Genomic DNA, 13,703 nt, shown 5'->3' with positions numbered 1-13,703 from the left:
GGCATGCCCTCCCCCGACCGGCCGCGCGAGCTGGCCCACCTTGCCTCCGCGGAGGCCGAAGGGGTGGACCTCCTCGTCGTGCCGGTCGGGTCGCTCGAGCAGCACGGCCCGCACCTGCCGCTCGACACCGACGCGCTCATCGCCACCGCCGTCGCCCAGGGCGTGGCCGAGCGGCTCACCGCCGCGGGGACGACGGCGTGGGTCGCGCCCGTCGTCGCGCTCGGGTCGAGCGGCGAGCACCAGCACTTCCCCGGGACCATCTCGATCGGCACCGAAGTCCTGCGCCAGGTCGTCGTCGAGCTCGTCCGCTCGGCCCGCACCTGGGCCCCACGGGTGCTGCTCGTCAACGGGCACGGCGGCAACAGCCAGGCGCTGACCGCCGCCGTGGGGCAGCTCGTCGACGAGGGCCACGACGTCGGCTGGGCCGCGTGCGCCACCGAGAGCGTCGACCTGCACGCCGGGCGGACCGAGACCTCGCTGCTGCTCCACCTGCGCCCCGAGACCGTCCGCCTCGACCGCGCCGAACCCGGCGACACCCGGCCCCTCGCCGAGATCCTGCCCACGATGATGGCCGGCGGGGTCATCGCCGTCTCGCCCAACGGCGTGCTCGGCGACCCGACCGGAGCGAGCGCCGCCGAGGGTAATTCGGTCCTCACCGCGATGGTCGACGACGTCGTCGAGCAGGCCCTGGAGCCCACGGTGGAACCGTCGTCATGAACCGGGTCGCGCTCGTCACCGGGGCCGCCCGCGGGATGGGGGCGGCGACCGCCCTTCGTCTCGCGGAGGAGGGCTACGACGTCCTCGCGCTCGACGCGTGCGCCGGCCCCACCGCCCACCCCTACCCGATGCCGACGGTCGACGACCTCGAGTCGGTCGCCGCCGACCCGCGAGCCGGCGGCCGGGTCGTCACCCGGGTCGCCGACGTGCGCGACCCCGCGGCCGTGGCCGACGCGGTCGTCGACGCCGTCGAGCGGTGGGGGCGGCTCGACGCCGCGGTCGCCGCCGCCGGGATCGTCGCCGGAGGCCAACCCCTCTGGGAGACACCGACCGACCAGCTCGACCTGCTCTGGCAGGTCGACGCGCTCGGCGTCTGGCACACCGCGGCCGCCGCCGTCCCCGCGATGCTCGCTGGGCCGGACCCCTCGGGCGGCCGGTTCGTCGCCATCGCCTCCGCGGCCGGAGGGCGCGGCCTCTTCCACCTCGCCGCCTACAACGCCGCCAAGCACGCCGTCGTCGGCATGGTGCGCGGGCTCGCCGCCGACCTCGTCGGCACCGGCGTCACCGCCGTCGCCGTGAGCCCCGGCGGCACCGACACCCCGATGCTCGCGGCGACGGCCGCCCTCTACGGCACGACGAGCGAGCACCTCGCCGAGCACCAGCTGCTCCGCCGCCCCCTCGACCCCGACGAGATCGCCGCCACCGTGAGCCTGTGCTGCTCCCCCGCCGGAGCCGCGCTCAACGGCGGCGTCGTCGCCGCCGACGGGGGGTTCAGCGGATGACCACCCGGTTTGCCCCCGGCTACGAGGCCCGGATCCGCCACGACGTGCGGGCCTACGACGACGGCCTGCTCGTCGGCGGCTCCCCGCTGCGGGCCGTGCGCCTGGGCGCCGCCGCCCGCGAGCGCGTCGTCGACGGTCGCCTCGTCGTGCGCGGCCCCGCCGACGAGCCCCTCGTCGCCCGCCTCGTCGACGGCAACCTCGCCGACCCCGTGCTCCACGGCGCCGGCCCCGACCCGTCGGAGATCACCGTCGTCATCCCGATCCGCGACCGGCCCGAGCAGCTCGCACGAGCCCTCGACGCCCTCGACGGACTGCGCTGCATCGTCGTCGATGATGCGTCGCACGACCCCGACGCGGTCGCCCGGGTCGCCGCCGACCACGGCGCGCGGGTCATCTCCCTGCCCGTCAACCTCGGCCCCGCCGGGGCCCGCAACGCCGGCGTTCTCGCGGTGGAGACCCCCTTCGTCGCGCTCGTCGACTCCGACGTCCAGGCCGACGCTGCGATGCTGCGCCGGCTGGCCCGACACTTCGCCGACGACCAGGTAGCGCTCGTCGGGCCCCTCGTGCGCAGCCGGGCCCGCGCCGACGACCCCGCGTGGTTCGAGCGCTACGACGAGCAGGTCTCCTCGCTCGCCCTCGGGCGCCGCGCCTGCTCGGTGCGGCCGGGGGCCGCCGTCGGGTGGCTGCCCAGCGCCTGCCTCGTGGCCCGCGTCGACCGGCTGCGCGCCGCCGGCGGATTTGCCGAGGACATGCGCGTCGGCGAGGACGTCGACCTCGTCTGGCGGCTCGTCGACGCCGGCCAGACCGTGCGCTACGACCCCGACGAGATCGCCTGGCACGACACCCGCGCCACCGTCGGCGGCTGGCTCGGCCGCAAGTTCCTCTACGGCACCGGCGGCGCCGGCCTCGCCGCCCGCCACGGGCGCAAGGGCGCCCCCGCCGTCATGTCCGCGACGATGGCCGTCACCGCCGCGGCCGTGCTCGCCCGCCGCCGCTGGTCGCTGCCCGTGGCCGGCTTCGGCCTGCTCTGGGGCGTGCGCTCGCTCGACCGACGACTGCCCGAGGGGCCGCAGCGGCGCGAGCTCGCCGTGCGCCTCGGCGCCCAGGGCCTCGGCTGGGCCGTCCGGCAGGAGACCGCGCTGCTGCTGCGCCACTGGTGGCCGCTCGCCGCCGTCGCCGCGACCCGCAGCAGCACCGTGCGTCGAGCCCTCGTCACCTCGCTGCTCGTCGACGTCGTCGTCGCCCGGACCGACCACCCCGAGGCGACCTACGACCCGATCAGCCGCCGCCTCGACGACCTCGCCTACGGCGCCGGCCTCTGGGTCGGCGCCACGCGAGCCCGGTCCCTCGGAGCCCTCCTGCCCCGCCGTCCCGGCGGCTGACGGCGGCCCTCCCTTCGCCCCACGAGCCGAGCCGGCACCGCGGGGCGATGACCCACGTCCGGGCGCTCTGCAGGGCCCTGCCCGATCGGGCAGGTGGGCACCTGCCACGGGGGTGGGGATCTGGACTCTGGACTGTCCGGCCGGTGCACCGCCGCCCTAGGTTCCGAGAGCAACCCACCCCCGGTCAAAGGAGACCCGCCATGCAGGTTGATGAGCTGCTCAAGCCATTCCCGATCAAGGAGTTCCACCCCTTCCCGCGCGCCATGATGGGTCCCGGCGCCTGGGAGATGATCGGTCCGGAGGCCCTCAAGCTCGGCTTCCGCAAGACGCTCGTCATGACGACCGGCCTGCGCGGCACGGACATCGTCAAGAACATCGTCGAGTCGATGAGGTACCACGGCCTCGAGGTCGTCGTCTACGACAAGGTCGAGTCCAACCCCAAGGACTACAACGTCATGGACTCCGTGGCGCTCTATCAGGAGAACTCCTGCGACTCCTTCGTCTCCATCGGCGGCGGCTCCGCGCACGACGCCTGCAAGGGCGCGCGCATCTCCGTCGCGCACGACGGTCGCAATGTCAACGAGTTCGAGGGCTTCAACATGTCCGAGAACCCGAAGAACCCGCCGCACATCGCGGTCTCCACCACGGCCGGCACCGGCTCCGAGACCTCGTGGGCCTACGTCATCACCGACACGACGACCGACCCGGACAACCCCCACAAGTACGTCGCCTTCGACGACGCGTCCGTCGCCAGCCTCGCCGTCGACGACCCGGTGCTCTACTACGACTGCCCGATCGACTACACCGCCCAGTGTGGCTTCGACGTCCTCGCGCACGCCTCCGAGCCCTACGTCTCGCGGCTGAACTTCGAGCCCTCGCTCGGCAACGCGATCCGCGCCATCAAGCTCACCTCCGAGAACCTGCGCGAGGCGGTCTGGAACGGCCAGGACCTCAAGGGCCGCGAGGGCATGATGTACGCCCAGTACATCGCCGCCCAGGCCTTCAACTCCGGTGGCCTCGGCATCATCCACTCGATCAGCCACGCGGTGAGCGCCTTCTACGACACGCACCACGGGCTCAACAACGCCATCGCCCTGCCGCGCGTGTGGGCCTTCAACATGCCCGCCTGCTACGGCCGCTTCGCCGACATCGCGGAGGCCATGGGCGTCGACACCCACGGCATGACCAAGGTGCAGGCCGCCGACGCCGCGCTCGAGGCGTCGATCCGGCTGCTGCGCGACGTGGGCATCCCCGAGCGCTTCGTCGACGTCACCCAGGACAGCTACTCCAAGAACCGCCTGGGCACCGGGCCGACGGAGTACTACAAGAACTCCCCGGAGATCAAGGGTGACGCCGCGGACGTCGACCGCATCACCAACCACGTCCTCGGCGACGCCTGCACCCCGGGCAACGCCAAGGAGTGCACCTTCGAGACCGTGCGCCCCGTCGTCGAGCACTGCATGACCGGTGACCTCGACGACCTCATCAGCTGACGCACCTCACCAAGCCGCGGCGGTCCCCCTTCGTCCCCACCGGGTAGGAGGACGAAGGGGGACCGCCGCACCCCCGGACGAACCACCGACAGGAGCGCCATGTCCACCACCACGACGGACGCCGTGCCCGCCCTCGCGAGCGTCGAGGACACCATCGAGCAGTTCCGCGAGCACGGGTACCTCGCCGACCGCAAGCTCGCGACCACCGTCTTCCTCCAGACCCGCCTGGAGAAGCCGGTCCTCCTCGAGGGGCCGGCCGGCGTGGGCAAGACGCAGCTGGCCCAGAGCCTCGCCGAGGTGACCGGACGCCGCCTCATCCGCCTGCAGTGCTACGAGGGCCAGGACGAGTCGAAGGCCCTCTACGAGTGGGACTACGGCAAGCAGCTGCTCTACACGCAGATCCTGCGGGAGAAGATCGGGCAGATCGTCTCCGACGCCGCCGACCTCACCGAGGCCGTCGACCAGATCTCGGCGCACGACAGCATCTTCTTCTCCGAGCGCTTCCTCGCCGCCCGCCCGCTCCTCGAGGCGATCACGAGCGAGGAGCCCGTCGTGCTGCTCATCGACGAGGTCGACCGCGCCGACGAGGCCCTCGAGGCGGTCCTGCTCGAGCTGCTCTCCGAGTTCCAGATCTCCATCCCCGAGATCGGGACGATCGAGGCGACGCACCTGCCGCTCGTCGTGCTGACCTCCAACAACACCCGCGACCTGTCAGCCGCGCTCAAGCGCCGCTGCCTGCACCTCTTCCTCGACTACCCGAGCCCCGAGCGCGAGCTGGACATCCTGCGCTCCAAGGAGACCGGGCTGCAGGACGCGCTCGCCGCGCGCCTCGTCGAGATCGTCCGCGGCCTGCGCGAGCTCGAGCTGCGCAAGGCGCCGAGCATCTCCGAGACCATCGACTGGGCGCGCACGCTCGCCGTCCTCGGGGTCGACGAGCTCGACGCGACCCTGCTGTCGGACACGCTGAGCGTCGTCGTCAAGTACGACCGCGACCTGCGCCGTGCCGGCGAGGCGCTGCCCAAGCTCGTCGACCCCAATGCCGTCGTCCCCGAGGGGCACGACCACGGGCACGGGCACGACCACACGCACGACCACCCTCATCCCCACGGCTCCGACCACGGGGACGACGACGTCGACGGGCGCGAGGCCCGCAAGGCGAAGGACGCCCCCGGCCGCCACGACACCGACTACTACGGAGCACCCGGGGGTCTCGGGACCTCCCGCAAGGTGACACCGGGTCAGGGCGACCGCTCCTTCGCCGGTCGGGGCGCGCGCAAGCGCCCCCTGTGAGGAGGGAGCGACGATGGAGACCACCCTCCACCGCTTCGTGCGGATCCTGCGGCTGCGGGGTGTCCCGGCGAGCGTCGCCGAGGCCATCGACGGGCTGAAGGCCGCCGCGCAGCCGGGCGTCCTGGAGGACCGCGAGGTCCTCCGGGCCGCCCTCGCGGTCAGCCTCATCAAGGACCGCCGGGACATGCCGGTCTTCGACGAGACCTTCGACCGCTTCTTCTCGCTGCGGCCGGTGCTCACCCAGGACCCCGAGCACGGGCACAGCCACGACGACCTCTCCGACGACGGCGAGCTCACCGAGTTCTCCCTGTCAGAGGAGCCGGGTGACATGCCGCAGGACGGTCACTCGCACGGCAAGCCGGTCGACCTGCACGACTTCTTCCGGCCCGAGGACATGGCGCAGCAGTACAACCTGCACCAGGAGGCCAACCGCCTCGACATGGCCAACCTCACCGACGAGATCGTCCTGTCCGACGGGACCCAGGCCGGCCCTGACGAGGCCGCGCGCGTGCAGATCTCCACCTCGCGGCTGCACAACCCCGGGGCACCGGGCGACCTCGCCCGCCGACCGGGCATGCAGGTCGACGCCGAGCTGAGCGTCGCGCAGGAGATGGCCCTGCTCGCGTGGCTCGACGAGTCCTCCGACCTGCCCGAGGGCGACGAGGACGAGGGACCGGAGATGGCGGCGCTGCGCGAGGCGCTGCAGCCCTTCCTCGACGCGCTGCCCGAGCGGCTCAAGGGATTCCTCGAGGAGCTCATGGCCCGCGAGGCCGAGCTGGAGATGCGCGAGATCGAGGCGGCCCAGGCCGAGACCGTCGACGAGGCCGACCGGGCCGCGCTCGAGGACTCGATCCGCCGGCTGCTGCGCTCGCTGCACGGCGCGCCCCGCCCCCGGCGGCACACCGCGGCCCGCGGGACGATCGACGGCCGGCTGACGATGCGCCGCAACATGCGCTACGACGGCGTGCCCTTCCGCCCCGTCACGGTGAGCAAGGTCGAGGACCGGCCGCGGCTGCTCGTGCTGTGCGACGTCTCGCTGTCGGTGCGGCAGACCTCGCGCTTCATGCTCCACCTCGTCCACTCGCTGCAGTCCGTGGCGGCCAAGGTTCGCTCCTTCGCCTTCGTCCAGGACTGCGTCGAGATCACCGACCTCTTCGCCGACCACCCCGTCGAGGAGGCGCTGTCGCTCGTCATGTCCGGCCTGCCCGCGGGTGGGGTGCTCGACGTCGACGCCGACTCCGACTTCGGGTCCGCCTTCGAGGTCTTCCTCGAGCAGTACGGCGGCGCGCTCAACCGGCGCACGACGGTCATCGTCCTCGGCGACGGGCGCAACAACGGCAACGACCCGCGGATCGAGGTCTTCGAGGAGATCGCCCGGCGGGTGCGCTCGGTCATCTGGCTCACGCCCGAGCCGCGCTACTCGTGGGGCCTCGGCAGCTGCGACCTGCCTCTCTACGCCGAGTCGTGCGACCGCGTGCAGGTGGTGCGCAGCCTCGGCGGGCTCGAGCGCGTGTCCGCCGCGACCGTGGGGGCGGGGACGTGATCCCCGTCGTCGCGAGCGCCGAGCCGCGGCCCATCGACCCGCTCGCCCCCGGGCGGCCCGCCTACGTCGACGACCTCGTCCGGGTCGTGCGCACCGACGGCGAGCTGCCGCGGCGCACCCTGCGGACCGTGCGGACCGAGCACTTCGACATCAGCCACGAAGGGGGCCGGGTCGCCATCGCGCACCGCGTCCCCCTCGAGGAGGTGCACGCCGGTCTCGCGGAGCTGCTCTCCCGGGAGATCTTCGGCCCCGGGTGGCTGCGCGGCGCCGACGTCTTCGAGCGGATCATGACGGGCATCGTCCTGACGTCCGCCGACGACCCGCTGAGCGCGTGGGAGCACTTCTACCGCACGAGCCTGCGCACGATCGAGGCCGCGACCGACCTCGCCAACTCGCCCTCCGCGGGGATGCACGGCGCGGTCGCCGGGTACGCCCCCGTCTACGCGCGCGCCGAGGAGGTGCTCGTCGGCGACTCGGTCGTCGAGCTGGGCTCGTGCTTCGGCTTCTTCTCCCTGCGCCAGGCCGGGACCCGCGAGGTGACGGCCATCGACGTCTCCGCAGGGTCGATCCGCCTGCTCGAGCAGGTCTCGGCGCAACTCGGCACGCCGGTGGGGGCGCTCACCGCGGACGCCGCCCACGTGCCGCTGCCCGACGGGTGCGCCGACACCGTCGTCGCGCTCCACCTGCTCGAGCACCTCGAGCCGCAGCACGGCTGGCGGGTCGTCACCGAGGCGGTCCGCCTCGCCCGCCGCCGCGTCGTCATCGCCGTTCCCTACGAGGACGAGCCCGAGGAGCTGTGGGGTCACGTGCGCACCCTCACCCGCGAGGACCTGGCCGCCTACGGCCTGCGCACCGGCCTCCCCTTCGCCGTCGAGGAGCACCACGGGGGCTGGCTCGTGCTCGACCTCGCCTGAGCGAAGGGGGTCAGAGCAGGCCGGCCTTGGAGGCCGCGTACACGGCCTCGGCCCGGCGCGAGACGCCGAGCTTGCGCAGGATGTTGCCGACGTGGAACTTCGCGGTCGTCTCGGAGATGAAGAGCTCGGCGCCGATCTTGCTGTTGGACAGGCCCGACGCGAGCAGCCGCAGGACCTCGAGCTCGCGGCTCGTCAGCTCCTTGGGCTGCTCCTCCTCCGCCCCGTGCAGCCCGCGGACCATCGCGGCCGCCGACCGGGCATCGAAGGCGCTGCCCCCGCGGCTCACGTCACGGATCGCCCGGACGAGGCCCGAGGTGTCGACGTCCTTGACGACGTAGCCACGCGCGCCGGCCCGGATCGCCCGCAGCACGAGCCGCTCGTCGAGGAAGGTCGTCAGCACGAGCACCGCGATGTCGGGGTGGAGCGTCGTGAGCTCCTCGCACAGGGCGATGCCCTCGCTGTCGGAGGAGGTCGAGAGCTTGAGGTCGAGGCAGACCATCTGCGGGGAGAGCTCGGCCACGAGCTCCTTGGCCCGGGCCGCGTCCTCGGCCTCGCCGACGACCCGGATGCCCTCCTCGCGCTGGAGCACCGAGCGCAGGCCCTGGCGCACGATGGCGTGGTCGTCGACGAGGAGCAGCCGGATCTCGTCCTCGTCGGTGGTGCTCGTCGCTGTCGTCATGCTCGTCCCCTCTCACCGGTCCGGTCACCCTGCGCGAGCTGCTCGATGAGGCTGTGCCGCTCGCCGTCCGACGGGACGGGCACCCGGATCTCGACCCGCACTCCCCCGATGCGGGCGCGGCGGAACCGCACCCGCCCGCCGAGGTCGGCCACCCGCGCCTCGATGTTGGCCAGGCCGCGGTGGCTGCCGTCGGTGCTGCGACGCTCGACGCGCAGCAGCCGCCCGAGCACGACCGGGTCGCCGCAGCCGTCGTCGGCCACCGACGCGACGACCTCGTCGGGCCGGTAGTTCAGGCGCACCACCGCCCGCGTCGCCTGCGCGTGGAGCGCGACGTTGAACATCGCCTCGCCGACCGCCCGGGCGATGTCGTGCTCGGCGTCGACGCCCAGCGGCACGGCCTCGCCCGCGACGCGGACCTTGACCTGCAGGTGGCTGCGGTGGTGCTCGGCGACCTCGCGGACGAGGTCGGGCAGCGAGGCGAGGGTCTCGCCCTGGGAGCGGCTCAGCGCGTAGATCGCCCGGCGCAGCTGGCTCACGGCCTGCTGGGTGAGGTCCTTGGCGGTGACGAGCTGCTCGTGCATCGGGTCGGCGGTCCCCGACCGTGCCTCGACCTCGCCCCGCGCGATCTCGACCGCCATGCCGGCCGAGAGGACGTACTGCGTCACCGAGTCGTGCAGCTCGCGGGCGATCCGGCCGCGCTCGGTGTCGATGAGCTCGCGCTGCCGGGCCAGCTCGAGCCTCTTCTCGAGGCGGTGCAGCTCGTGGGTGCGCTGGTCGAGGTCGCGGGCCTGCGCCTGCACCTCGTCGTAGAGGCTCTGCGCCCGGCGGTGCTGGCGCTGGCCCTCGAGATACTGCTCCGACGTGTGCAGCGAGACGGCGGCCTGGTTGGCGAGGATCCGCAGCACCGCGAGGTCGCCGGGCTCGGGGTCCGCGGCCAGGCCGTGCAGCCCGGCGAGCGCGCCGACGGGGGTCCCGGCGAGCACGACCGGCACCCGCACCCACGGCCCCTCGTCGGCCGTGCGCACCGCGAGACCCGCACGGATCGCGCCCAGCTCGCGGCGCACCATCGGCGGCAGCTGCTCCTCGTCGTCGACGGGGGTGGTCTCCCCCTTCGCCAGGGCGAGGACGCGGGGCCGGGCCCCGATGAGCCGGCCGTCGGCGATCGTGAGGATCATCCACTGCGCCTCGAGGTGGGACGCCGCCGCGCGCACGACCTCTTCGAGGAGTCCTCGCGGACCCTCGTGGGTGCGCACGAGCGCCCGGGAGATCGAGTCCATCGCCCGCACGGCCCGCTGGGTGCGCTCGTCGGAGCGGACGTAGGCGCGGTAGTAGGACCCCTTGCCCGAGCGGACACCGGTGAGCGCCTCGAGGTCGGGGGCCGACCGCGGGGTGCTCACAGCGCGCCCCGGAAGAGCGCCCGGATGTCGTCCTGGTCGGCCGCCCGCGGGTTGGTTGTCAGGCAGGCGTCCTCCAGGGTGGTCGCCGAGAGGGAGTCGAGGTCCTCCTCCCGCACGCCGAGGTCGCGCAGGCCCCGCGGGACGCCGACGTCGTCGGCCAGCCGGCGCACGTGGTCGGCGAGCAGCTCGGCGGCCTCGTCGCCCGGCACGTCGCCGACGGTCAGCCCGGCCGAGCGCGCCAGCCTGACGAAGCGGTCGGGCGCCGCACGGGCGTTGTAGCGGATGACGTGCGGCAGCAGCACGCCGTTGATCACCCCGTGGGGTGCGTCGAGGAGGCCGCCGACCTGGTGGCTCATCGCGTGCGTCGCGCCGAGGATCGCGTTGGTGAAGGCCATGCCGGCCTGCAGGCTCGCCTGCGCCATCTTGCCCCGCGGCCCGAGGTCGAAGGGGTGGTCCATCGTCTCGCGCAGGTGGCCGCAGACGAGCCCCACGGCGCTCAGCGCCTGACCGTCGGCGATCGGGTTGTGCGCCCGGGAGACGTACGACTCGACGGCATGGGTCAGCGCGTCGAGACCGGTCGCGGCGTTGAGGTCCTCGGGCATCGTCGTGAGCAGCCGCGGGTCGGTGATCGAGATGTCCGGGACGAGGGCGCGGCCCATGATCGTCAGCTTTACCCGGCGCTCGGTGTCGGTGACGATGCAGAACTGCGAGACGTCGGCACCCGTGCCCGAGGTGCTCGGGATGATCAGGACCGGCGGGATCGGCGCGTCGACCTTGTCGATACCGGCGTAGTCGCGGATGTCGCCACCATTGCCCGCGAGGACCGCAACCCCCTTCGCCGCGTCGGCGCAGGAACCCCCTCCGATGGCGACGATGACGTCGCCACCCACCTCGAGGTAGCGCTCGTAGGCGGCGGCGATCTCGTGGTCCCTGGGGTTGGGCGTCACCGAGGTCCACACCGTCGGCTGGAGACCCTCGGCGGTCAACAGGGGGACGAGCTGGTCGACCCAGCCCGCCTCGACGAGGCCCGGGTCGGAGACGACAAAGGGACGCTGGGCGCCCAATCGCGCTGCGGCACGGCCGGATTCGTCGAGGGAGCCGGGACCGAAGAGGATCTCGGGGGCGTGGAACTTCAGGAGGAAGGGGCCGTCGGACGGACCGGTCACCTCGGACGCGGACTCCGGGTCCGCGTGTCGGTGTCGTTCCGTCGTCGTCGACGTGATCCCTCCCGGTGTCATCCGGTCACCGTAGCCCGACGTCGGGGCAGAAGGTAGGTCGACGGAGCAGCCCTACCCGATCGGGTAGGTGGGTGCGCACGCGACCAACCTTCGACCAACCTCCCCCGTCCTACGGTCGGCTCAGGACGACTTCGCAACGGTGCGTCGTCGATTGACCCCAGGAGGCAGACATGGCCGTCTACAGCCCGCCCGGCAGCTCGGACTCGACCATCGAGGTCAAGGAGCAGTACGACAACTTCATCGGTGGCGAGTGGGTCGCCCCGGTGAACGGCGAGTACTTCGACAACATCACCCCGGTGACCGGTCAGGTCTTCACCCGGGTCGCCCGTAGCACCGCCGAGGACATCGACAAGGCGCTGGACGCCGCGCACGCCGCCAAGGACGCGTGGGGCCGCACCTCGACCACCGACCGCTCCAACATCCTGCTCAAGATCGCCGACACCATCGAGGCCAACCTCGAGGACATCGCGGTCATCGAGACCTGGGACAACGGCAAGGCCGTGCGCGAGACGCTCGCCGCCGACATCCCGCTCGCGGTCGACCACTTCCGCTACTTCGCCGGCGCGATCCGTGCCCAGGAAGGCAGCATCTCGGAGATCGACCACAACACGATGGCGTACCACTTCCACGAGCCTCTCGGCGTCGTCGGCCAGATCATCCCGTGGAACTTCCCGATCCTCATGGGCGTGTGGAAGATCGCCCCGGCGCTGGCCGCCGGCAACTGCATCGTCCTCAAGCCGGCCGAGCAGACCCCGTGGTCGATCCTCAAGGTCGTCGAGCTCATCGCAGACCTGCTGCCCCCGGGCGTGCTCAACGTCGTCAACGGCTTCGGCGTCGAGGCCGGCAAGCCGCTCGCCTCCAGTCCCCGCATCGCCAAGATCGCCTTCACCGGCGAGACGACCACCGGCCGGCTGATCATGCAGTACGCCAGCCAGAACATCATCCCCGTCACCCTCGAGCTCGGCGGCAAGTCGCCCAACGTCTTCTTCGACGACGTCGCGGCCGAGCAGGACGCCTTCTACGACAAGGCGCTCGAGGGCTTCACGATGTTCGCCCTCAACCAGGGCGAGATCTGCACCTGCCCCTCCCGCGCGCTCGTGCAGCAGGGCATGTACGAGCAGTTCGTCGGCGACGCCGTCAAGCGCGTCGAGGCGATCACGCAGGGCAACCCGCTCGACACCGAGACGACGATGGGCGCCCAGGCGAGCAACGACCAGTTCGAGAAGATCAAGAGCTACCTGGCGATCGGCCGCGAAGAGGGCGCCAAGGTGCTCACCGGTGGCGAGTCCGTCGACCTCGGCGGTGACCTGTCCGGCGGCTACTACATCGCGCCGACGGTCTTCGAGGGCAAGAACTCGATGCGGATCTTCCAGGAGGAGATCTTCGGCCCGGTCGTCTCGCTGACCTCCTTCGCCGACGAGGACGAGGCACTGCACATCGCGAACGACACCCTCTACGGCCTCGGCGCCGGTGTCTGGTCGCGCAGCGCCCACACCACCTTCGCCATGGGGCGCGGGATCCAGGCCGGGCGCGTGTGGACCAACTGCTACCACCAGTACCCGGCCCACGCCGCCTTCGGTGGCTACAAGCAGTCCGGCATCGGCCGCGAGAACCACAAGATGATGCTCGAGCACTACCAGCAGACCAAGAACCTGCTCGTCAGCTACGACCAGAACAAGCTCGGCTTCTTCTGATCGAGCCGGAGCGAAGGGAGTCCCCCGCCATGGGTGCACGCGTCGACCTCACCGACGAGGCAGCAGCACTGCTCGCGAAGCTCGAGCAGCGCCACGGCCCGCTGATGTTCCACCAGAGCGGCGGCTGCTGCGACGGGTCGTCGCCGATGTGCTACCCGGCGGGGGACTTCATCACCAGCGAGGCCGACATCAACCTCGGCACGCTCACCGGCGAGGGCTTCACGCCGATCGAGTTCTGGATGAGCGTGTCGCAGTACGAGTACTGGAAGCACACCCACCTCACGGTCGACGTCGTCCCGGGGCGCGGTTCCGGCTTCTCGGTCGAGGCGCCAGAGGGCGTGCGCTTCCTCATCCGGTCGCGCCTGATGACCGAGGACGAGCTGCGGGAGTTCGACCTCCTCTGAGCGGGCTTCGCGGCTCGCCGGCGCTCGCACCTCAGCCACCGTGGGTCGAGGTGGCCGAGCGCCAGCGAGGCCCTCGAGACCGCGCACCAGGTCTCGAGGCTCGTCACAGAGCTCCTCACACCTCGACCACCGGTGTGGACGGGGCGGGTGAGACGGGCCGGGCCGGGGCG

Annotated in this window: 12 protein-coding genes; 9 read left to right on the top strand and 3 right to left on the bottom strand. The window is 72.3% G+C overall.

From position 1 onward, the window contains the following. The first annotated feature begins 3 nt into the window (after nt 1–3). From mftE to mftM, 7 genes are all read left to right on the top strand, one after another. Entirely contained in the window at nt 4–717 is a 714-nt protein-coding gene (gene mftE, locus B9B60_RS03005) for a mycofactocin biosynthesis peptidyl-dipeptidase MftE (protein WP_084449796.1), read from the top strand. Next, nucleotides 714–1,499 (top strand): mycofactocin-coupled SDR family oxidoreductase, encoded by a 786-nt coding sequence (locus tag B9B60_RS03000; protein ID WP_084449795.1) that lies wholly within the window; start codon nt 714–716, stop codon nt 1,497–1,499. Before mftE ends, B9B60_RS03000 begins: the two co-directional genes overlap by 4 nt. After that, nucleotides 1,496–2,881 (top strand): mycofactocin biosynthesis glycosyltransferase MftF, encoded by a 1,386-nt coding sequence (gene mftF / locus B9B60_RS02995; protein ID WP_084449794.1) that lies wholly within the window; start codon nt 1,496–1,498, stop codon nt 2,879–2,881. The genes B9B60_RS03000 and mftF overlap by 4 nt, the downstream gene beginning before the upstream one ends. Nucleotides 2,882–3,081: 200 nt before the next feature. Further along, entirely contained in the window at nt 3,082–4,374 is a 1,293-nt protein-coding gene (gene mdo / locus B9B60_RS02990; RefSeq protein ID WP_084449793.1) for an NDMA-dependent methanol dehydrogenase, read from the top strand. A gap of 99 nt (nt 4,375–4,473) precedes the next feature. Then, nucleotides 4,474–5,664 carry an AAA family ATPase gene (locus tag B9B60_RS02985; protein WP_084449792.1) on the top strand — a complete coding sequence of 397 codons (1,191 nt, stop codon included), beginning with the start codon at nt 4,474–4,476 and terminating at the stop codon, nt 5,662–5,664. Nucleotides 5,665–5,677: 13 nt separating this feature from the next. Continuing rightward, the gene (locus B9B60_RS02980) at nt 5,678–7,207 is read left to right on the top strand and encodes a VWA domain-containing protein (protein ID WP_068328723.1); all 1,530 of its coding nucleotides are present in this window, start codon (nt 5,678–5,680) and stop codon (nt 7,205–7,207) included. Continuing rightward, on the top strand, nt 7,204–8,121 hold the full coding sequence (gene mftM / locus B9B60_RS02975) for a mycofactocin oligosaccharide methyltransferase MftM (protein ID WP_084449791.1): 918 nt from the start codon (nt 7,204–7,206) through the stop codon (nt 8,119–8,121). The genes B9B60_RS02980 and mftM overlap by 4 nt, the downstream gene beginning before the upstream one ends. A 10-nt stretch (nt 8,122–8,131) precedes the next feature. Here mftM and B9B60_RS02970 read toward each other — a convergent pair whose 3' ends face one another. The 3 genes from B9B60_RS02970 to B9B60_RS02960 are packed head-to-tail and all read right to left on the bottom strand — an operon-like array spanning nt 8,132 to nt 11,435. Then, entirely contained in the window at nt 8,132–8,800 is a 669-nt protein-coding gene (locus B9B60_RS02970) for a MadR family response regulator transcription factor (RefSeq protein ID WP_068328717.1), read from the bottom strand. Next, nucleotides 8,797–10,197 (bottom strand): MadS family sensor histidine kinase, encoded by a 1,401-nt coding sequence (locus B9B60_RS02965; protein ID WP_084449790.1) that lies wholly within the window; start codon nt 10,195–10,197, stop codon nt 8,797–8,799. Before B9B60_RS02965 ends, B9B60_RS02970 begins: the two co-directional genes overlap by 4 nt. Then, nucleotides 10,194–11,435, bottom strand: coding sequence for an iron-containing alcohol dehydrogenase (locus B9B60_RS02960; RefSeq protein WP_084449789.1), 1,242 nt, complete (start codon nt 11,433–11,435; stop codon nt 10,194–10,196). Before B9B60_RS02960 ends, B9B60_RS02965 begins: the two co-directional genes overlap by 4 nt. Nucleotides 11,436–11,605: 170 nt before the next feature. Between B9B60_RS02960 and exaC the strand changes: the two genes are divergently transcribed. Together exaC and B9B60_RS02950 are read left to right on the top strand one after the other, a co-directional pair. Next, on the top strand, nt 11,606–13,129 hold the full coding sequence (gene exaC / locus B9B60_RS02955) for an acetaldehyde dehydrogenase ExaC (protein ID WP_084449788.1): 1,524 nt from the start codon (nt 11,606–11,608) through the stop codon (nt 13,127–13,129). 29 nt (nt 13,130–13,158) lie between these two features. Then, nucleotides 13,159–13,533 carry a DUF779 domain-containing protein gene (locus B9B60_RS02950; RefSeq protein ID WP_084449787.1) on the top strand — a complete coding sequence of 125 codons (375 nt, stop codon included), beginning with the start codon at nt 13,159–13,161 and terminating at the stop codon, nt 13,531–13,533. Nucleotides 13,534–13,703 lie beyond the last annotated feature (170 nt).

The sequence above is a fragment of the Janibacter indicus genome (genome assembly GCF_900176385.1).
Lineage (GTDB): Bacteria > Actinomycetota > Actinomycetes > Actinomycetales > Dermatophilaceae > Janibacter > Janibacter indicus.
The sequence above is the reverse complement of the archived record's forward strand: the minus strand, read 5'-3'. Positions and strand labels throughout refer to the sequence as shown.

What these genes read in the sequence shown, in the direction of transcription:
- mftF (WP_084449794.1), top strand. Translation starts at nt 1,496, where the DNA reads ATGACCACCCGGTTTGCCCCCGGCTACGAGGCCCGGATCCGCCACGAC.
- B9B60_RS02970 (WP_068328717.1), bottom strand. Translation starts at nt 8,800, where the DNA reads ATGACGACAGCGACGAGCACCACCGACGAGGACGAGATCCGGCTGCTC.
- B9B60_RS02985 (WP_084449792.1), top strand. Translation starts at nt 4,474, where the DNA reads ATGTCCACCACCACGACGGACGCCGTGCCCGCCCTCGCGAGCGTCGAG.
- B9B60_RS02980 (WP_068328723.1), top strand. Translation starts at nt 5,678, where the DNA reads ATGGAGACCACCCTCCACCGCTTCGTGCGGATCCTGCGGCTGCGGGGT.
- mftE (WP_084449796.1), top strand. Translation starts at nt 4, where the DNA reads ATGCCCTCCCCCGACCGGCCGCGCGAGCTGGCCCACCTTGCCTCCGCG.
- B9B60_RS02960 (WP_084449789.1), bottom strand. Translation starts at nt 11,435, where the DNA reads ATGACACCGGGAGGGATCACGTCGACGACGACGGAACGACACCGACAC.
- mdo (WP_084449793.1), top strand. Translation starts at nt 3,082, where the DNA reads ATGCAGGTTGATGAGCTGCTCAAGCCATTCCCGATCAAGGAGTTCCAC.
- B9B60_RS02950 (WP_084449787.1), top strand. Translation starts at nt 13,159, where the DNA reads ATGGGTGCACGCGTCGACCTCACCGACGAGGCAGCAGCACTGCTCGCG.
- B9B60_RS03000 (WP_084449795.1), top strand. Translation starts at nt 714, where the DNA reads ATGAACCGGGTCGCGCTCGTCACCGGGGCCGCCCGCGGGATGGGGGCG.
- exaC (WP_084449788.1), top strand. Translation starts at nt 11,606, where the DNA reads ATGGCCGTCTACAGCCCGCCCGGCAGCTCGGACTCGACCATCGAGGTC.